Origin of the sequence: Pseudomonas sp. NPDC089752 (assembly GCF_044748725.1) — a bacterium.
GTDB lineage: Bacteria > Pseudomonadota > Gammaproteobacteria > Pseudomonadales > Pseudomonadaceae > Aquipseudomonas.
The window spans coordinates 1-19237 of record NZ_JBIVGP010000024.1 but is presented as its reverse complement, the minus strand read 5'-3'; the positions used below and the strand labels follow the sequence as shown (position 1 = coordinate 19237).

Here is a 19237-nt window from a genome sequence, read left to right as displayed (position 1 = left end):
CGTAGCGTTGCATGAAGAACCGCCCTTGTGGCGGTTTTTTCATGCCGGGATTTGCCAGTGATCACCCAGCGAATCGCGCAGGTAATCCATGAAGGCGCGCACCTTCGGGGTCATGGCGAAGCGGTCGGCCAGGCACAGGTAGATGTCCATCGGCTCGGTCTGGGCATAGGCGTGGCGGTCATCACGGTATTCGAACAATGGCACCAGCGCGCCGGACGCAAGATGCGGCCTGACGATGAACTCCGCCAGGCGGGTGATACCGCCATCGTTGAGCGCCATCTGGGTCAGCGCATCGATATCGTCACTGATCAGCACCGTGCCGAATTCCGCCTCAAAACGCAGCCCATCACGCATGAAGCCCCAACGCAGAAAGCGGCCGTCCACCGGGTAGCGGAACACCAGGCAACGATGCTCGCGCAAAGCCTCTGGGGTGGCGGGCAAGCCGGCGCTCGCCAGGTAGCCGGGCGACGCACAGCAGATGAACGGAATGCGTGCGATATGCCGCGCCAGCAACTGATCCTCCAATTGTGGGGCGATGCGCAGGCTCACATCCACATCTTCTCGGGCGTGATTGACGCGCCGATCAGTCGTTATCAACTCTATCGAAAGCTGCGGATAGCGGGCACTGAAAGCGGGTATCAGCGGCGCCAGCACATGGCGGCCGAATGCCGAGGTGGAAGCGATGCATAGCCGGCCCTGAGGTTCGCTGTCTGGCGTGGTAACCGCCTGTTCAGCCTGGACCAGATCGCGCTCGATGTGCCTCACCCGTTCGTAATAGAGGCTACCGGCCGGGGTCAACGCCATGCTACGGGTAGTGCGGCTGAGCAGGCGCACTTGCAGATGGCTTTCCAGACGCGAGAGATTCTGGCTGACAGCAGCGGGGCTGATCCCCAGGTTACGCGCCCCGCCAGCGATGCTGCCGGCTTCAACCACTTTGATGAAGCTGCGGATGGCGTTGAGCAGGTCCATGTCGAGCCCTTTGATTCGTAAGAATCTCTTTATAAAGAACTCAGTATTAGCGGTCTACAGGCCAAGCTCACTGCATTGTTAACCTGCGCCTCCACCCACTTTCCAGGAGTTCGCATGAGCAACCTGCCCCAGGCGCGCAGCCGCCGCAAATTACGCCCCAGCGCCACGCCGTATGTGTTTGCGCTCTACATGTCGTCGATCATGGCGCTACTGATGTGCTTCGTGATCACCGCTGCCAATGCCGGCGTGAATCCGGAGTATTTGGGGAACGTGCTCAAGGCTTACCAATTGGCGATGCCGGTTGCGTTCGTATGCGTGTTGATGGTGAGGCCAGTCGTGCTGCGCCTGGTGGCACTGACTGTGCACCCGCACTAGGCATTGAGCACGGGACCCGTAGGAGCGGATTCATCCGCGAAGCAGGCACCGCGGTGTATGGCACGGGCTACGCCCGTGTTCGCGGCTGAAGCCGCTCCCACAGGGATTGCATGCCGCCTGAGGCATTTCGCCGGTAGGAGCGGATTCATCCGCGAAGCAATCACCACGCTGGATGGCACGGGCTTCGCCCGTGTTCGCGGCTGAAGCCGCTCCTACGGGGATTGCAAGACAGTTGCTCCCCCACTATTGCTGCGAAGCTATCGCCTTCTCGATCGCCGCCCTGAACGCTGGATCATCAGGTTTGGTCAAGCTGGAGAAATTGCCGATCACCTTGCCCTTGCGATCTACCACGTACTTGTAGAAATTCCACTTCGGCGCGCTGCTCTGCTCCGCAAGCCCCACGAACAGGGGTATCGCATCTTTGCCCCGAACAGCCTGGGTCTTGGTCATGGTGAACGTCACCCCATAATTGGCGTAACAGACCTTCGCCGTCTTCTCGCTGTCAGCGTCTTCCTGCTTGAAATCATTGGACGGCACGCCGAGCATCTCCAGCCCCTGCGGGTGATACTCCTTGTAGGTACTCTCAAGCCCCTCGAACTGTGGCGCAAACCCGCAATAGCTGGCGGTATTGATCACCACCAGCGGCTTGCCGCCAAAGCGCTGGCACAAGTCGACCTGCTCCTTGCCACGCAATTCCGGCAAGCTGCCCTGCAACAAAGCCGGGCAATCCGCAGCCCACACGGAGCTGGCGGCGAAAAGCGCCAGAAATGGCATCATCAACCCCTGAACACGCATCGTCCGGTCTCCTGCAAGACATTCCTCGAACTTGCAGGGTAGCGCTTAACAAACGCTCATGCCCAGTTGCATCAACGCCATGCCGCCCTGATGCCAACCCCACCACGCCAGAACCAGCAGCAGCGCGCAGGCCAGGGCCAGCAGACCACGTAGCAGATAACGGCTCATGCCGCCTGGGCCTGCAGGCGGGCGACCGGGCGTTCGCTCACCGGCCAGTTGAGCGCCGCCGCCAGCAGGCTGAGCAGGATCGAGATCTGCCAGACCAGGTCGTAGTTGCCGGTCCGGTCATACACCACCCCGCCCAGCCACCCGCCGAGGAATGCTCCCAACTGGTGGAACAGGAAGACGATGCCGCCCAGCATCGACAGGTTGCGCACACCGAACACCGAGGCCACCGTACCATTGGTCAATGGCACCGTCGAAAGCCACAACAGGCCCATGGCGATACCGAACAGATAGGCGCTGAACTGGGTCACCGGCGCCCACAGGAACAGCACGATCACCACTGCGCGCAGCAGGTACAGCGCCGTCAGCAAGCGCGGCTTGGACATGCGCCCGCCCAACCAGCCCGCCGTATAGGTGCCGACAATGTTGAACAAACCGACCAGCGCCAGCACGGTGGTGCCGGTAGTCGCCGCCAGATGCTGGTCAACCAGATAGGCCGGCAGGTGCACACCTATGAACACTACTTGGAAGCCACAGACGAAGAAGCCCAACGCCAGCAGCCAGAACCCGGAATGCGAGCACGCTTCGCGCAGCGCCTGGCCCAGCGTCTGCTCGGCACCGTGGCTGGGCAGCGGACGGTCACGCAGCAGGCCGACGAAGGGCACGATCAATGCCACCAACAGGCCCAGTACCAGCAAGGCGGCTGACCAGCCCAGCCATTCGATCAAGCCGAGGGTGCCGGGCAACATGGCGAACTGGCCGAACGAACCGGCCGCACTGGCGATGCCCATGGCCATGCTGCGCTTCTCTGCCGGAACCGCACGGCCGACCACCCCCAGGATGACCGAGAACGAGGTGCCGGACAGGCCAATACCAATCAGCAGGCCGGCGCTGAGCGACAGCGACCAGGCAGAGTCGGCGGTACTCATCAGCAACAGCCCGGCGGCATAAAGGATGCCACCGATGATCACCACTCGGGCGGCCCCGAGACGGTCTGCCAGCGCGCCAGCAAAGGGCTGGGCCAGGCCCCAGATAAGGTTCTGCAGGGCGATGGCGAAGGCGAACACCTCACGGCCCCAACCGAAATCGGCACTCATCGGCGCCAGGAACAGGCCGAAGCCGTGCCGCACCCCCAGTGACAACGCCAGGATCAGCGCCGCCCCCGCCAGTACCCACCCGCTGATTCGCCAAACCGAAGTCATCGTCGTTATCTCCAGCACATCGCAAGGATATGCGGGTATATACCCGCACCTTGGATGTTGCAAGACGTTTCAATGATTACTCAGGGTTCAGACGTCGGCGAATCGGTTCGAATTCGGCCGTGGCCTGACGGGCAATCGGGTCGGGAGCTCCCTGTTCGATCGCCTGCCAGTAGCGCCAAGGGACCTTGGCCGCCCCCAGCTCGTAGTCCATGCCGTCCCAGCTGTCTTCGCGAAAGCTGTAGAAAGCCCAGTGCAACTGATGACGATCAAGCACGTCGAGCACGTCCTCTAGGTACTGCTGGCAGCCTGGTAGCCGCCGCATGCAGCCGAACTCGCCGACGACCAGGCGAGTACGGGGCACCTGCATGGCGTCCAGCCACGCCAGCGGCTGTGCCAGGTACTGCGCCACGCGCTGGGCATTCCACTGCTGTTTTTCCCCAGCGAAAGGCGCCGGCCCTGGGTAGGCCAGCGGCTGCTTGCGCGTCATGTTCGGCGCGCTGGTGGCGGCGTAGGGTTCATACATGTGGACGCTGTAGAGCACCCGCTGATCTTTCAGCGGCTCAGGCCAGTAGCTGAAGGCATCGGCAGCGGCATACCAGCCGGCATCGAGCATGACCGGCGTGAGCGCGTCCACTTCGCGGATTGCCGCAAGCAATTGCCGGTACAGGCCTGGCAGATCGCGTGCGCTGCCTTGCTCGCGGCCGTACCACTGCTGCATGTGTTGCACAGGCGCATGTTCGGCCAGACCGCCCTGCTTCTCCGGTGCGGGCTCATTAATGAGGTTGTAAGCGGCAACGGCAGGGTGATCCTTCAACTCACGCGCCAGGTCTCGCCAAAAGTCCGCCGCCTGCGCCCAGTAAGCTTTGTCTTGCCACAAGCGGTCGTCGAACTGACCACCGTTGTTCTGCGACCAGCGCATGCCTGGCAGGGACAAAGGCGTAATGACGACCTTCAGGCCTGCCTGGTGGGCACGGTCCAGAACAGCGCGCAGCTGTTCGAGGTCTGCCTTGGACAAGCCTTGGTAATGGTCGGCATCGCCCAGCAGAAAGTCGCGCTGCGCGGGCTGCCATTTGTCGTAGGAAAGCCGCACCCAGCTGGCGCCATAGCCGCGCAACGCCTCGAAGTAGGCTTGATCGGGTGGCAACCGGTTGAAGCTGTTGCCGCCATGGCGCGGCGTGCCCCAGAAGTCGATGAGGTCGGCGGCGCTGACCGACAGCGTATGCAGCCCAAGCAGGCAGGCGAGGATCCAACGATGCATGAGGGCCACCCTGGCCAAATTAGGAGCAGCCGAGAATACGCCCCTGCAACGTGGGAATCAGTTGCTCATGCGTTGCTGGAAATTGCCAACGTCACTACAACCGTGAGTTCGAGCAATTCCAGGATTGCCCCAGCCGTATCCCCGGTAGTCCCGCCCAGCCGTTGAAAGGTCAGCCGACGCAACCAGCAGAAGGCCCCAAGCGCCAGCGCCAACGGCCACACCGCCTGCCAACCGCCCAGCAGCAGGCAAAGCATCAGGCTGCTCAGCAAGACCCAACCAGCAGCTCGGCGCGGCAGATGCTCGGCCAGCGCCTGGCCCAGGCCACCCTTGCGCACGTAGGGCGTGCCGAGGAACAGCCCAAGCATCGCCGCCCGCCCCACCACCGGTGCCAGCACCAACAGCGCTCCCGCACCGCGCTCGAGCAGCACCCACAGCGCGCAGAACTTCAGCAGCAACACCAATACCAGGGTCACCACGGCAATCGGCCCACTGCGTGGGTCCTTCATGATCGCCAGGGTTCGCTCCCGGTCGCCAAACCCACCCAGCCAGGCATCGGCACTGTCCGCCAGGCCGTCCAGATGCAGTGCACCGCTGAGCAGCACCCACAGTGTCAGCAGCAATGCCGCCTGCAGCGGCGCAGGCGTGCCTTGCAGCAGATGGCTGGCCAGCCATAGCAGCAGGCCGAACAGCAGACCAACCAGCGGATAGCACAGCAGCGAGCGCCCCATGTCACGCGGCTCGGGCATACCCGCCAGGCGCACCGGCAGGCTGCTGAGGAACTGCAGGGCAATCCAGAACGGCAGCATCTCAGTGCACCTCTTCCAATTGCCCGTCCTCAAGCAATCGCACACGCAGCAGCGCACCGTGGCCCACTTCGACCTGCAGCAACTGCTCCCTGGGTAGTCCTCGCGCACGCGCCAACAGCAGGCGCATGACGCCGCCGTGGGTGACCAGCAGCCCCCGCTTGCCGGCATGCTGTCGCTGCAGGCGGGCAACAGCGGCCAACACCCGTTCGGAAAACGCGCTTACCGGCTCGCCCCCCGCGGGGGTGTAGCCATAAGGGTCGGCCCAGAACTGGCCAAGCTCGTCGGCTTGGGTCTGCATGATCTGCAAGGCACTGCGCCCTTCCCACTCGCCGAAATGCAGCTCTTGCAGGTCGGCCTCGCGTTGTACCGACAAGCCCAGGCGCGCACCCAGTTCATCAGCGAATCGCGCGCAGCGCTGCAAAGGCGAGCTGACCAGCACCTGCCACGGCCCGCCCTCACGCACTGCGCTGCGCATCTGCGCCCAGCCCTGCTCGGTCAGGGCATCGTCGAGGCTGCCGCGCAGCCCGCCACCCTGTTCGGTTTCACCGTGGCGCAGCAGATCGAGGATCATGCGGGGCGATCCGCCACGGCGGCTTCGGCGAAGGTCGCCATCTGCCCGTGCAGCACGCACGCCAGACGCATCAGCGGTACGGCCAGGGCGGCACCGCTGCCCTCGCCCAGACGCAGGCCCAGCGTCAGCAGTGGCTCGGCCTGCAAGGCGTCGAGCAACGTCTTGTGCCCAGGCTCGGCGCCCTGATGAGCAAACAGTAACCAGGCGCGGCACTGCGGATTGAGCCGCACCGCCACCAAGGCAGCGACGCTGCAGATGAACCCATCCACCAGCACCGCAATGCCTTGCTGTGCGCAGGCCAGGTAGGCGCCGACCAAGGCAGCGATCTCGAAGCCTCCGACACAGGCCAATGCCTGCAGCGGATCATCGGCCCGCAGGCCGTGCAGCACCAGGGCGCGCTCGATCACCTCGGCCTTGTGGCGCACACCCGCGCTGTCCAGGCCGGTGCCAGGGCCGCTCAAGTCACGCGCCGGACACCCCAGCAAGGTGCTGGCCAAGGCGGCGGCGGCGGTGGTGTTGCCGATGCCCATCTCGCCACCGATGAACAACTGGGCACCGTTGTCGGCGGCGCGCTGCACACTGTCACGACCAGCCTGCAGGGCCGCTTGTAGCTGTGTGTCGATCATCGCGGGCTGGCGGGCGAAGTTGGCGGTACCGGCGCCCAGGCGCAGGTGGCGCACACCCGGCAGTTCCAGCGCCGGATCGATGGTGCCGAGGTCGACCACTTCAAGGCTGGCCTGCAGTTGGCGCGCCAGCACACTGATCGCTGCACCGCCGCCGACGAAATTGCGCAGCATCTGCCCGGTCACCGCTTGCGGGTAGGCCGAGATGCCCTCTTCCACCACACCATGGTCACCTGCGAAGATCGTGATCGCGACCTGCTCCAGGGTCGGCCGCTCGCGCCCCTGCAGGCCGGCCAACTGCACTGCCAGGCCTTCCAGCTGGCCTAGCGATCCGGCAGGTTTGGTCAGCTGTTGCTGGCGGGCGCGGGCCTGGTCCATGGCGGCGTTGTCGAGGGGTAGGCAGGCGTCACGCCACCAGGTCGGGTTCATAGTGCAGGTCCTTTGAGCATCAGGGGCAGGCCAGCCACGGTCAGTACCACGCGCTGGCAGCGTTCGGCGACGGCCTGGTGCAGCCAGCCGGCGAGGTCGACATAGCGCCGGGTCAGCTCACCCATGGGCACCACGCCCAGGCCGGTTTCATTGCTGACCAGGATGATCGTACCCGGCAACTGCGCCAGGCAGTCGAGCAGCGCATCGCGCTCCTCGGCCAGGCGCTGGTCGTCATCGAGCATCAGCAGGTTGGTCAGCCACAAGGTCAGGCAGTCCACCAACAGGCAGCGGCGCTCGGCGGCTTCAGCCCGTAGTATGGCAGCCAAGGCCAAGGGCTCTTCGATCAGCCCCCAGTCGCTTGGCCGGCGTTGACGGTGCAGGCGCACGCGTTCGTTCATTTCGCCATCGAGCGGTTCACTGGTGGCGATGTAGGTCACTGGCAGGCCGCTGTCGGCAGCCAGTTGCTCAGCCAGGCGGCTCTTGCCCGAACGGGCGCCGCCGAGGATCAGGTTGCGCATGTCAGGCGACTCCACACAGCGTGCGCAGCAGCGCGGTATCCAGGTGGTTTTCGACAAGGTCGGCCAGGCGCTCGATATCACGCTCGCGCAGGGCCTCGTAATCGATCTGCTGCACCTGCTCCAGGCCCGCCCAGCGCAGCAGGGCCGCACACGACTGGCTGCCCTCGAACAGGCCATGCAGGTAAGTGGCGAGGATCTGCCCGTCGGCGCTGATGGCGCCGTCGCTGCGGCCATCGGCCAGCTGCATGGCGGGGCGCTCCAGCGCAGGACCCTGGGTAACACCGGCATGGATCTCGTATCCGGCGACAGGCGCCTGCCCGAGGTTCAATACACCGGCCACGTTGCGCAGCTGCTTCTCGGCTTCCAGGACCGTGACGTAATCGAACAGGCCGAGCCCGGCGCTGGAGCCTGCAGGCCCTTCCAGGCCCAACGGATCGTGCACGTGCTGGCCGAGCATCTGCAGGCCACCGCAGATACCGATGAGCTTGCCGCCATAACGCAGGTGCCGGGCGATCGCCGTGTCCCAACCGCGCTCACGCAATTGCGCCAGGTCGCCGCGCACGCTCTTGGAGCCGGGCAGGATGATCAGGTCGGCCGGCGGGATCGGCTGGCCGGGGCCGATGAACTGCAAGTCCACCTGCGGATGCAGGCGCAGCGGGTCGAAGTCGGTATGGTTGCTGATGCGTGGCAGCACCGGGACGATCACCTTGAGCACCCGCTCATCCTTGGTCGCCTGGCGCACATCGATGCCATCCTCGGCTTCCAGGTGCAGGTCGGTGACGTAGGGCAGCACGCCCAGCACCGGCTTGCCAGTACGCTGTTCGAGCCAGTCCAGGCCCGGCTGCAGCAAGGCGATGTCGCCACGGAAGCGGTTGATGACAAAGCCTTTGACCCTGGCCTGTTCGCTTGGCGACAGCAGTTCGAGGGTGCCGACCAGGTGGGCGAAGACGCCGCCCCGGTTGATGTCGGCCACCAGGATCACCGGGCAGTCGACCGCCTCGGCAAAGCCCATGTTGGCGATGTCGCCGGCGCGCAGGTTGATCTCGGCCGGCGAACCCGCCCCTTCGACCATCACCACCGGATACGCGGCGCTCAGCCGCTGGTGGGAAGCCAGCACCGCGTGCATGGCGATGGCCTTGTAGTCGTGATAGGCCACCGCATTCATGCTGGTGACCGCGCGGCCATGGATGATCACTTGCGCGCCGGTGTCGCTGTTGGGCTTGAGCAGCACCGGGTTCATATCGGTGTGCGGCGCCAGCCGGCAAGCCTGGGCCTGCACCGCCTGGGCACGGCCGATCTCGCCTCCGTCGGCGGTCACGGCGCTGTTGAGCGCCATGTTCTGCGGTTTGAACGGCACCACGGCGACGCCCTGGCGCAGCAGCCAGCGGCACAGCGCGGTGACCAGCGTGCTCTTGCCGGCATCGGAGGTGGTGCCTTGCACCATGAGGGTGGTCATGCCGTTTCCTTCTGATAATCGGCCAGGGCCTGGGCCAGGCGCTGTTCATCGGCCGCGCTGGCGGGCAGGCCGAAGCGCACGGCGCAGGGCTGCGCGAACAGCCGCACGAGGATGCCGCGGCGGGCGAGGAAGTCATGCAGCTGGGCAGCACGCTCGCTGCGCACGTACTGGAACAGGTCGCAGCCGCCTGCAGGCGCCAGGCCGGAGCCTTGCAGCAGCACGGCCAGGCGCTGGCTGGCCTGGGCGCAGCGTTCGATCTGCAGCTGATGCGCGGCCAGGTCGGCGAAACAGGTCTGGGCCAGGACACGGGTCGGGCCGCTGACCGTCCACGGGCCAAGCAGGTCGGCCAGACGCTGCAGCAGCGGCGGTTCAGCCATCACGCAACCCAGCCGCACGCCGGCCAGGCCGAAGAATTTGCCAAACGAGCGCAACACAATAAGCCCGGGGCGCTCGGCGCAGTCGACCACGCTGTGTTCGGGGGTGTTATCCATGAAGGCTTCATCGATCACCAGCCAGCCGCCACGCGCGGCCAGGCGGGCATGCCAGGCCAGCAACTGCTCGCGGGGCACGAGGCGGCCGGTCGGGTTGTTCGGGTTGACCAGCACCAGCACGTCGAGGCTGTCGAGGGTCGACTCGACCTGAATCTCGTCCAGCTCTAGCAGTTGATGCCCTGCCCGCTGCCAGGCTTGCGGATGTTCCGCATAACAGGGCGACAGCACGCCGATACGGCCACGCGGGCGCTGATGCGGCAAGGCCTGGATCGCCGCCTGGGAGCCGGCTACCGCCAGTAACTGGCGAGCGCCGTAATAGTTGCGTGCCGCCGCTTCAAGTCCATCTTCTGTCTCCGGCAGGCGCGCCCAGGCGTCCACTGGGATCGACGGGATCGGGAACGACCACGGCGCGATGCCACTGGACAGATCGAGCCAGTCTTCACGGGCAATCCCGTATTGCCGTACCGCGCGCAGCAGGCGACCGCCGTGCTCAAGCATTCCAATACGCTCCTACGCAGATCACCAGCAACCACAGCCACACCCCGCGCTGCACCAGGCCCCAGCCACGCTCTATGGCGTCGGCATCGGCCATCGGTCCTTCGCCCAGACGCGGGCGCTCGTGCAGTTCGCCGTGGTACACCGCCGGGCCGCCGAGCTCCACGCCCAGCGCTCCAGCGCCGGACGCCATCACGGGGCCGGCATTCGGGCTGTCCCACAGCGGCGCCTGCTTGCGCCAGCAGGCCAACGCCAGGCGGGTTTTGCCGAGCAGCGCGTAGGTCAGCGCCACCAGCCTTGCGGGAATATAGTTGAGCACATCGTCTATGCGCGCCGCACACCAGCCGAAGCGTTCGAAGCGTTCGTTGCGATAACCCCACATGGCATCCAGGGTATTGCTCAGGCGGTACAGCACCACGCCTGGGGCGCCGGCCACGATGAACCAGAACAACGCCGCGAATACCGCATCGCTGCCGTTTTCCAGGACCGATTCAGTCGCCGCTCGGGCCACGGCGGGCTCATCCAGCTCGCGGGTTTCGCGGCTGACCAGATAGCCGACACGCCGCCGCGCCTCTTCCAGGTCGCCATGGCGCAAGGCACTGGCGACCGGCAACACATGCTCGCCCAGGCTGCGCAGGCCCAGCGCGCAGTACAGCGCCAATACATCCACCAGCCAGCCGATGTAGGGCAGCCAGGAGAGGATCAGCGCCACCAGGGTGAAGGGCACCACGGCCAGGAACCAGGCGCTCACGCCATGGCTGCGCCAGCCTCGCCCGCCAGCATTCAGGCGCCGCTCAAGGTTCGACGCCAGGTTGCCGAAGGCTACCAACGGGTGGCGCCGTTGCGGCTCACCCAGCAACGCATCCAGGGCTACGCCAGCCATGGTCAGCAAGGCCACGCTCATGGATACTCTCCCCATTGATTCTCGTACAGCATGTCGCTCAGGGGCCGCTCCTCGGCCCAGTGTTCCTGGACCAGCATCGGTGCCGGATAGAACGCGGTGACCGGCCCCAGGCACAGCACCGCGACCGGCTTGGCACCGGCGGGCATGCCCAGCAGCTCGGCCAATGCCTGCGGGTCAAACAGCGATACCCAGCCCATCCCCAGCCCTTCGGCACGAGCTGCCAGCCACAGGTTCTGAATCGCGCAGGCCAGCGAGGCGAGGTCCATTTCCGGCAGGGTACGGCGGCCGAAAATGTGCGGCTCGCGGTTATCCATCAGCGCTGCTACCAGCAGTTCGGCGCAGTCGTTGATGCCTTCGACCTTGAGCTTCATGAAGGCGTCACTGCGCTCGCCTAGTGCCTCGGCGGTGCGCACCCGCTCCGCTTCCACCAGCGTCTGGATTTGCCCGCGCAATGACGCCTGGGTGATACGAATGAAACGCCACGGCTGCATCAGGCCTACGCTGGGTGCCTGGTGCGCGGCGCCGAGCAGGCGGCCGAGCAGTTCCGGGGCGACCGTGCCACCGGCGAAATGACGCATGTCGCGACGTTCACCGATGGCGCGGTAGATGGCGGCGCGCTCGGCGTCGCTAAAGGCGTGTTCGCTCATGGTCGCAACAGCGCCGCCGCCGCTTCGGGGTTGGATGGGAAATAGAAGTGCACGTATGACGCGGTCAGCCGGCCAAGCCGATAGACCGCCTCGTTGCCGCGCCCACCGTTGGGGCTCAGGCCACGAGCAATCGGTTGCAGCTCGGTGCTGGTCAGCGAATGGTGGTACGTATGCCCGCGCAGGGTGCCTTCCGGCAGCTCCACGGCCTGCAGGGCCAGGGCCGCCAGGCGCTTCTGCATGGTCGCCTCGCCCGGCAGCAGGCCGAGCAGCGCTGCGCGCTCACCGGCGACATCGGTCAAGGCATCGAGCAGATAGAGCATGCCGCCGCACTCGGCCAGCAAGGGTTTACCGGCGGCATGATGGGTACGTATCGCTGCGCACATGGGGGTGTTGGCGGCCAGCGCATGGTGATGCAGTTCTGGGTAGCCGCCCGGCAGGTACAGGCTGTCTACCTCGGGTAATGCCTGATCGTGCAATGGCGAAAAGAACGTGATCGTTGCGCCCAGGTTACGCAGCAGGTCGAGGTTGGCGCCGTAGGTGAAGGCGAACGCTTCGTCCTTGGCCACACCGATGCGCACACCGGCCAGCGATGCGCCGTTGGGCTGCGGCTCGGGTTCGGCAAAGGCCACTGGCGGCGGCAGCGCGGCGTCGCAACTGCTGCCCAGAGCCTCGGCGGCGGCGTCCAGCCGTGCATCCAGGTCGTTCAACTCGCTGGCCTGCACCAGCCCGAGGTGGCGGCTGGGCAACTCGATACCGCGCTCGCGCGAAAGCCCGCCATACCAGCGCAGGCCCTCGGTCAGGCTGCCTTCGAGCAACTGCGCGTGGCGCAGGCTGCCGACCCGGTTGGCCAGCACGCCAGCGAAGGGCAAGTCGGCCTGGTAGCGGGCCAGGCCCAGAGCCAGGGCGCCGAACGTCTGGGCCATGGCCGTACCGTCGATCACCGCCAGCACCGGCACACCGAAATGGCGCGCCAGGTCGGCGCTCGACGGGGTGCCGTCGAACAGCCCCATGACCCCTTCGATCAGGATCAAGTCGGCCTCGCCCGCCGCTTCCCACAACAGGCGCCGGCTTTCTTCGGCGCCGATCATCCACAGGTCGAGCTGGTAAACCGGCGCACCGCTGGCTCGCTCAAGAATCATCGGGTCGAGAAAATCAGGCCCGCATTTGAATACCCGAACCTTACGCCTCAGGTTGTGATGCAGGCGGGCCAGGGCTGCGGTCACGGTAGTCTTGCCCTGGCCGGAGGCCGGCGCCGCAATCAATACAGCCGGGCAGTGTCGCGTATGGCTCACAGTTCGACGCCTTTCTGCGCACGGATGCCCGCCTGGAACGCATGCTTCAACATGCCCATCTCGGTGACGGTGTCGGCCAGCTCGACCATCTCGGGCTTGGCCGCGCGGCCGGTGACGATCACATGCTGCATCGGTGGCCGCGCCTGGATATCGCTGAGCACCTGGTCGAGGTCAAGGTAGCCGTGCTTGAGGGCGATGTTCAGCTCGTCGAGCACCACGAACTGCACGCTCGGGTCCTGCAGCAACTGGCGGGAAACCGTCCAGGCCGCTTCGGCGGCGGCGATGTCACGCTGGCGGTCCTGGGTTTCCCAGGTAAAACCCTCGCCCATCACGTGGTAGCGCACCTGCTCTGGGAAGCGCCGGAAGAACAGCTCCTCGCCGGTGCTGTTGCGGCCCTTGATGAACTGCACCACGCCGCACTGCATGCCGTGCCCCAGGGCGCGGGCGAGCATGCCGAAGGCCGAGCTGCTCTTGCCCTTGCCGTTGCCGGTGAGCACCAGCAGCAGGCCGCATTCGTTGGGGGAATTGGCGATGCGCTCGTCGATGATCGCCTTCTTGCGCTGCATGCGCGCCAAGTGGCGTTCGTCGCGTTCGGTGGGTTCGCTCATGGGGGTACTCCGCAGGCTGGCGCCGCGTGAAGCAGCGGCGACAGGTCGATAGACAGGCAGGCGGAGGGCGCGCAGGAGCCGCGGCCGCAGGCCACGGTGCACCGCGCATCACCCTCCGTGATGCCGTTGGCAGTAATCAGGCCGGTCTCCGGGCTCGTGAGCGGGCCTAGGCCCAGGCCTGCGCGCCTTCCCGGATACGGGCATCCAGTGGCTGTGCGCGGCGTTCGACTCACCTACCGTTGCGGGGGCAGCTCCGGACTCGCGCCTTGCTGGCGCCCACCGGCTTCCCAGTTTCACCCTGCCCAGACGAGGCTGGCAGGGCACCTGAAACACGCGCGAAGGTTAGAGGGTTGCACGGGGAGCGTCAATCGAACGGGGGGATTTCACCGCCGCTGTCGCCGCCCCGGCATCACTCAGGGGAAAAACCGGTCAGCCAGCGCTGGATGCTTGAAGCGTGCCCGATAGGCCGACATGTCAAAAGCCTGCCCCGTGCGCAAGTCATACACAGGGCCCGATGCAGGCTTGGCTATCTTCTGCAGCCTCACATTGACGAAGCGGTAATGCTCGCCATAAACCTGCTCCAGCGCCTCGATGCGAAAGTAGTTGCCTGGCAGCAGCAACGACTCGGCTTCATCCCAATAGAGCGAAAATGCACTGATCGGCGTGGCTTGTTCATAATCCTCCGGCGGCAGTTCGAACATGACCGAGCTGTCATCGAATATACCTGGCAGGCCTCCCTGCACATCCGCAGCCGGCAGGCAGGCGAACTCGGCTGCTTTGTAGGGGTTTTCGGTAAACGAGGTAAGGTCTGTATTGACCAACACATCGCCAACGCCAAGTTCACCGTTGCGGTATCGCTCTCCGCCGGTCCCGCGTGAACGATGGCCCCCCCGGTACAACCGGACTCGATTGCTTTTTGGCAATAGCTCCAGGCTGTCTACAAGGTCGGTGATGTAGTCCTCCTCGTCGCCATAGCGATAGGTGCCTGAACGAAATACATCATTCACTTTCGATTCATCACTGGTGTAATACTCAATCAACGTATTGAAGTACTCACGGCCATAGCGGTAGGAATAATACCTTTGACCTTCGAGCCTGACGCAATCCATGCCCCGCTCATCCAGGTCAGGAGCGCGCCCTTGCTCCAATTCGGCGATTGGCCAATCTGCCAGTAACGCTTTCTGCCGCCCCAGCGCTGAAGCTGACAATTTCCTGCATTTGCCTGCATCGGCGACCGTATAGGTATCCCAGAAGGGCGAACGCACGCTTTGCATGCCATTCACTGCTGGCGGAGCACCGCCTAGCAGTTGCGGAGGTGCCAGCAGCTCCCACTCCCCCGCCTCATTCATGCGCACCGGATGAAGCGGGCTGAAGGCAAACGGATTGTCCGCCGCGACCACCAGCCATACCGCCAGCTTTTGATCGTAACGCACGCGGTAAGGCAGGCCTCCCAAGGTGATCCAGCAACTGCCGTCGCCATTGACATAGATACCGCGCAAAAGCCCTGCCTGACCTGGCGCCTCAGCCAGCAATGTGTTCCCCTCGCGCACGCCCGCCGGCAGGGTCGAAGCCTCCGCGACCTGCCAGTGCTCGAGTGAAACTTCCGTTTCATGGGGTGGCGCTTCGTACGACAGTGAAGCAAAGCTCGACTGAAAGGTCACGTCCACCAGGTTCAAGCTCGCGAACACACTGTCGAGCATCGCCGTGCGCAACGCCTGCTTGCGGCTCTGCTCATCGGTAGCATGCACAGCCTCGTCGACATCCAGCGCCACCTTGGCGGCGCTGGCGCCCAGCAACATCAGCGATAAAGGCCAACCAACCGGGGCGAGTCCGCCGAATACATTCAAGAACGCTGAAAGATAGCCTCTGAACATGGCTTTGCGCAGGCTGGAATTGTCCTGCATGAGGCGCGCGTTGCCTTGCATTTCGAGCTTTGCCTGCTCCACCAGATAGGTGAACAGATCGGCGCGCAGGGGCCGCTTGAACATCGACAGGGCAATCAACGCCGCTTCGTCGGAGCGGCTGGCGGCGATCCCTCGCAGGTTCACTTCGATAAGTTGCCTGGCGGCCGAGTCCCGGGGGCTGCTGTGCGCCCCGCTGACAAAGGCTTGGAGCTGGTCATCCGACTGCAACTGCGAGCGGAGCCATGCCGCCATCGCCCCTTCCGAATCGAATGCGTTCACGGGTTCGTCCGACCAGGGCATGTACGTCAGGAGCCTGCCACCCGGCGCAACCAGACTGAAAAGACACCACCGGTCGCCTTCACCGAATACATAGCGGTTGACCGTCAATACCGAATGCGTGGCATCTTTTTGCAGAAGTTCCAGCGTCGGCAGTTGGTCAACCGGCAAACCGTCGGCGGCCAGATCACGCATATGTTGCCAATCACTTATCGAGATTCGGCCCTCTTCTACCGCCTTTGCACCATGTGCCAACAGGTTGACTTTGGCCAGTACGCGGAAGTTGGCACCATAGGAAGACCAGAACCGCTCCACCTCGGCGCGGTAGAGAACCGCGAAGTCCAGCGCCCACAAATCCGCTTGAACCTGGCTACCGAGCATCGGCACTTCGTTGCGTTCGTCAAAGGTGGTGGCGTGCGGCCCTTGGCGATAGAAACCACCGCGCTGATCGAGCTCATCGCTGGCTTCTTGGAAATAGAGATCGAATCGATCGATCATCAGCTCGACCATCACCAGGGATTTTTGCGGCGGGCCGCTGTGTTCCCATCCGGTGAAGGCGCGAGGGCTGCTCTGCTCGTTGTTGAATTGATGCCACCAGACAAACCGCGGATCAATGTCTCTACCGGTGTGTTTGCGCAGAATGCGCATGGCATGTTCGCTCGCCAGCGCGTAGGGATCAGGGTAATTACTGACCATGCCATCCACCAGTTGAACCAGTGGCCGGGCGGCGTTCATGGCTTCAAGGGTGCGGGTCACATTCTCTTCGGTTACAGCCACGCTTTGCTCCAGAGCTCGATGTCGGGCCCCTATCCTTGCGCCATGGGCGCCGCAAAGGTGCTATCTGGATGCTGCCGCTGACGCAGCCTGTCGTGCCCAGCTGTGCGCTGAAAAGTGAATGGCAGGCTGCCGAGGGCAATGTGGAGTGAAGGGGCCAGGCGGATAAAGTGTTCTAGGGGTTCTGCGCCAGATGCCCTTGGGGAATGACCCGTTTGGCCTGCAGGTAGGCCTTCGACCAGTAGCTGTTGGACAAGTAATCCAGGCGTACCGTGCCGCCGCTGGAAGGCGCATGGACGAAACGCCCCTCACCTACATAAATGCCGGCATGGCTGACTTGCGAGCCGCCACCGGTGGCGAAGAACACCAGGTCGCCCGACTGCAGCGCGTTGAGGTTCACAGTCGGTGCACGCATCACGATCATCTCGCGGGTAGAGCGCGGCAGACTGATACCAGCGGCGTCACGGTATACATAGCCAATCAGGCCACTGCAGTCGAAACCTGAATCGGGAGTATTGCCGCCCCAGCGGTACGGCGTTCCGACCAGGCCTATGGCGCGGATCAACACGTCGTCGGCAATCGGCGAGCCATCAGCTTGGCTGGCGGTGATTTGTGGCTGAACGACCGGGGCCGGTGCCGGGGCACGGCTGGAGCAGGCGGCCAGCAATGCCACCAGGGAAAGGAATGCAAAACGCGCCATCATCGCCATGGCCAGAACGTCCTGTCTGAGACCGCAGGGCCGCAGCCCAAAAGTGTTGAGAATTTAGATTAGACGCATTCTGTAAATGCGCACGGCGGCGAGCTTTTTTAAAGCATCACCGCCGTGGCAGGGTACATCATTTTGATATCAGTTGCGCGCGATGTTGGTGGTCGGCGCCATGGCCAAGGCACGCTTGGCTTCGATGAAGGTCTTGCTCCAGTAGCGGTCACCGAGGCTGTCGATGCGCACGCCACCGCTGCGGCGGCTGCTGGAGTGGATGAACTGGTTGTCACCCAGGTAGATGCCGGCATGGCTGACACGGCCACGGCCATTGGTGCTGAAGAACAGCAGGTCACCTGGTTTGAGCTTGTTGCGGGCCACCTTCGGCGCATCGACGTTGATCATTTCGCGGGTCGAACGCGGCAGTTTCATGCCGGCCTCTTCGCGGAACAGATAACCGATGAAGCCGCTGCAGTCGAAGCCGGACGCTTCCGAGGTACCGCCGAAGCGATAGCGGGTGCCGATCAACGACATGCCACGCTCGAGAATGCTGTCCGCCAGCACTGGCAGTTGGTAAGGCTTGCTGTTGCTGGAGAACGCCTGAAGGTCATCTTCAGTGGCCAGTTCTTCCTGCTCGCCAAAGACGGAAGAAACCGAAGCCTTGGCGTTGGTCGACGATTGCGAGACAACCGGGGTTTGATCCTGGGGCTGGGAAACCGGGCTTTGTGCCGCGCAGCCAATCAGCAGGGTCAAGAGTGCGAGGGGCACGAGGGGTGCGAAGCGCTTCAGCATGGGCACGACCGTGTCTGTAATCCTTTAGAAGGGGGAAACTATGCCTTCTATCGGGGCCATTTGCAAATTTTATCGAAAAAGATGTGACTTTTCTGACTTCGGGCTGCAACCCCCGTTTTTACGGGCTTACCAGCCGAGCGTTTCCTTCAGGAACGGGATGGTCAGCTTGCGTTGCGCCTGCAGCGAAGCCTGGTCGAGGCGTTCGAGCAGATCGAACAATGCGCTCATGCTGCGGGTGCCGCGGGTGAGAATGAAATGGCCGACTTCATCGGTCAGGTGCAAGCCACGGCGCGAGGCGCGCAACTGCAGAGCACGCAGCTTGTCTTCGTCAGACAGGCCGCGCATCTGGAACACTAGCGCGAGCGTCAGCCGCGACTTGAGATCGGGTAGTTTGATCGGCAGTTCGCGTGGCGAGGCCGAGGCGGCAAGCAGCAGGCGCCGGCCGCTGTCACGCAAGCGGTTGAACAGGTGGAACATCGCCTCTTCCCAATCCGCTTTGCCGGCAATCACGTGCAAGTCGTCGATGCATACCAGCTCGTACTGCGCCAGATAATCGAGCAGTTCGACGCCACGGTCCAGCAATTGCGCCAGCGGCAGGTAGACGGCAGCTTCGCCGCGTTGCTGGAAACGATGGGTCGCGGCCTGCAACAGGTGGCTGCGGCCGACACCTTGCTTGCCCCACAGATAGATGAGGCTCTCGGTCCAGCCGGCGTCGGCTTCGCACAGCCGCTCGACGTAGCCTAATGCCGCAGCATTGGCGCCCGGATAGTAGTTGATGAAGGTGGCGTCATCGCGCAGGCGCACACCCAGGGGCAACTGGATCGGTGGTTTCATGCTCGCGGGCGGTCGGAAGGACCGCAGGGGGCCTTTGATGAACAATGTGCAAAGTCTATACCTGCATTGCAGGGCGCACAATCATGTAGGCGGATAGCCCAAGCAAAATCAATAGGTTGCGGAGCAAAAACCCATGCTTGGCTTTGGCTTTGGCTTTGGCTTTGGCTTTGGCTTTGGCTTTGGCTTTGGCTTTGGCTTTGGCTTTGCTCTGGCTTTTGATCTTGCTTCTAAGTGCGCGATAGACCAGACACCGCCGATTGCGACTTCAGGAGGCCGAGCGCAGGTCTTGCGGAGGGAGGTGACGGGCAGGAGCCCGTCAAGCGCCTCGGCCCATGGATGGGCCGTGGGCGCGG

General features: G+C 64.1%; 20 protein-coding genes, 1 pseudogene and 1 riboswitch. Of the genes and pseudogenes, 2 read left to right on the top strand and 19 right to left on the bottom strand.

Translation table 11 applies throughout. The features are described 5' to 3' along the window. Positions 1–39 precede the first annotated feature (39 nt). Positions 40–969 carry a LysR family transcriptional regulator gene (locus tag ACIPZF_RS25210; RefSeq protein ID WP_400804543.1) on the bottom strand — a complete coding sequence of 310 codons (930 nt, stop codon included), beginning with the start codon at positions 967–969 and terminating at the stop codon, positions 40–42. Between the two features lie 114 nt (positions 970–1083). Here ACIPZF_RS25210 and ACIPZF_RS25205 point away from each other — a divergent pair, with 114 nt between their 5' ends. Further along, complete coding sequence (locus tag ACIPZF_RS25205) at positions 1084–1344, top strand: DUF2798 domain-containing protein (RefSeq protein WP_400804540.1); 261 nt, start codon at positions 1084–1086, stop codon at positions 1342–1344. A 243-nt stretch (positions 1345–1587) separates the two neighbouring features. Here ACIPZF_RS25205 and ACIPZF_RS25200 read toward each other — a convergent pair whose 3' ends face one another. The 18 genes from ACIPZF_RS25200 to hda form a co-directional block, all read right to left on the bottom strand. Then, the gene (locus ACIPZF_RS25200) at positions 1588–2139 is read right to left on the bottom strand and encodes a glutathione peroxidase (RefSeq protein ID WP_400804537.1); all 552 of its coding nucleotides are present in this window, start codon (positions 2137–2139) and stop codon (positions 1588–1590) included. A gap of 45 nt (positions 2140–2184) precedes the next feature. Beyond that, complete coding sequence (locus ACIPZF_RS25195) at positions 2185–2307, bottom strand: hypothetical protein (RefSeq protein ID WP_400804534.1); 123 nt, start codon at positions 2305–2307, stop codon at positions 2185–2187. Then, the gene (locus tag ACIPZF_RS25190) at positions 2304–3506 is read right to left on the bottom strand and encodes an MFS transporter (protein WP_400804531.1); all 1203 of its coding nucleotides are present in this window, start codon (positions 3504–3506) and stop codon (positions 2304–2306) included. The genes ACIPZF_RS25195 and ACIPZF_RS25190 overlap by 4 nt, the downstream gene beginning before the upstream one ends. Positions 3507–3582: 76 nt before the next feature. Further along, a complete protein-coding gene (locus ACIPZF_RS25185) occupies positions 3583–4764 on the bottom strand; it encodes a glycoside hydrolase family 5 protein (protein ID WP_400804528.1) in 1182 nt (393 codons plus the stop codon). Between the two features lie 65 nt (positions 4765–4829). Next, the gene (locus ACIPZF_RS25180) at positions 4830–5570 is read right to left on the bottom strand and encodes an adenosylcobinamide-GDP ribazoletransferase (RefSeq protein WP_400804526.1); all 741 of its coding nucleotides are present in this window, start codon (positions 5568–5570) and stop codon (positions 4830–4832) included. A 1-nt stretch (position 5571) separates the two neighbouring features. Continuing rightward, positions 5572–6141, bottom strand: a complete 570-nt coding sequence (gene cobC / locus ACIPZF_RS25175) for an alpha-ribazole phosphatase family protein (RefSeq protein ID WP_400804523.1) — start codon at positions 6139–6141, stop codon at positions 5572–5574. Further along, entirely contained in the window at positions 6138–7193 is a 1056-nt protein-coding gene (gene cobT / locus ACIPZF_RS25170) for a nicotinate-nucleotide--dimethylbenzimidazole phosphoribosyltransferase (protein ID WP_400804520.1), read from the bottom strand. The genes cobC and cobT overlap by 4 nt, the downstream gene beginning before the upstream one ends. Then, the gene (cobU, locus tag ACIPZF_RS25165) at positions 7190–7711 is read right to left on the bottom strand and encodes a bifunctional adenosylcobinamide kinase/adenosylcobinamide-phosphate guanylyltransferase (protein WP_400804519.1); all 522 of its coding nucleotides are present in this window, start codon (positions 7709–7711) and stop codon (positions 7190–7192) included. The genes cobT and cobU overlap by 4 nt, the downstream gene beginning before the upstream one ends. Before the next feature lies 1 nt (position 7712). Continuing rightward, positions 7713–9167 (bottom strand): cobyric acid synthase, encoded by a 1455-nt coding sequence (locus tag ACIPZF_RS25160; protein ID WP_400804518.1) that lies wholly within the window; start codon positions 9165–9167, stop codon positions 7713–7715. Continuing rightward, the gene (cobD, locus tag ACIPZF_RS25155; RefSeq protein WP_400804516.1) at positions 9164–10156 is read right to left on the bottom strand and encodes a threonine-phosphate decarboxylase CobD; all 993 of its coding nucleotides are present in this window, start codon (positions 10154–10156) and stop codon (positions 9164–9166) included. The genes ACIPZF_RS25160 and cobD overlap by 4 nt, the downstream gene beginning before the upstream one ends. Then, a complete protein-coding gene (gene cbiB, locus ACIPZF_RS25150; protein WP_400804513.1) occupies positions 10149–11057 on the bottom strand; it encodes an adenosylcobinamide-phosphate synthase CbiB in 909 nt (302 codons plus the stop codon). The genes cobD and cbiB overlap by 8 nt, the downstream gene beginning before the upstream one ends. Further along, positions 11054–11704: a 5,6-dimethylbenzimidazole synthase gene (gene bluB / locus ACIPZF_RS25145; protein WP_400804510.1), complete on the bottom strand. Its 651-nt coding sequence runs from the start codon at positions 11702–11704 to the stop codon at positions 11054–11056. The genes cbiB and bluB overlap by 4 nt, the downstream gene beginning before the upstream one ends. Then, entirely contained in the window at positions 11701–12996 is a 1296-nt protein-coding gene (locus ACIPZF_RS25140; RefSeq protein ID WP_400804509.1) for a cobyrinate a,c-diamide synthase, read from the bottom strand. Before ACIPZF_RS25140 ends, bluB begins: the two co-directional genes overlap by 4 nt. Continuing rightward, on the bottom strand, positions 12993–13604 hold the full coding sequence (cobO, locus tag ACIPZF_RS25135; RefSeq protein WP_400804507.1) for a cob(I)yrinic acid a,c-diamide adenosyltransferase: 612 nt from the start codon (positions 13602–13604) through the stop codon (positions 12993–12995). Before cobO ends, ACIPZF_RS25140 begins: the two co-directional genes overlap by 4 nt. Before the next feature lie 121 nt (positions 13605–13725). Then, positions 13726–13947, bottom strand: a riboswitch (cobalamin riboswitch). Positions 13948–14017: 70 nt separating this feature from the next. Beyond that, positions 14018–16561 carry a dermonecrotic toxin domain-containing protein gene (locus ACIPZF_RS25130; protein ID WP_400804506.1) on the bottom strand — a complete coding sequence of 848 codons (2544 nt, stop codon included), beginning with the start codon at positions 16559–16561 and terminating at the stop codon, positions 14018–14020. Positions 16562–16733: 172 nt separating this feature from the next. Continuing rightward, positions 16734–17267 carry a C40 family peptidase gene (locus ACIPZF_RS25125; RefSeq protein ID WP_400804503.1) on the bottom strand — a complete coding sequence of 178 codons (534 nt, stop codon included), beginning with the start codon at positions 17265–17267 and terminating at the stop codon, positions 16734–16736. A 138-nt stretch (positions 17268–17405) separates the two neighbouring features. Then, complete coding sequence (locus ACIPZF_RS25120; protein WP_400804501.1) at positions 17406–18050, bottom strand: C40 family peptidase; 645 nt, start codon at positions 18048–18050, stop codon at positions 17406–17408. Positions 18051–18176: 126 nt separating this feature from the next. Further along, the gene (gene hda, locus ACIPZF_RS25115; protein WP_060509165.1) at positions 18177–18884 is read right to left on the bottom strand and encodes a DnaA regulatory inactivator Hda; all 708 of its coding nucleotides are present in this window, start codon (positions 18882–18884) and stop codon (positions 18177–18179) included. A 133-nt stretch (positions 18885–19017) separates the two neighbouring features. Here hda and ACIPZF_RS25110 point away from each other — a divergent pair. Then, a pseudogene (locus ACIPZF_RS25110) lies at positions 19018–19237 on the top strand (hypothetical protein); the annotation flags it as partial.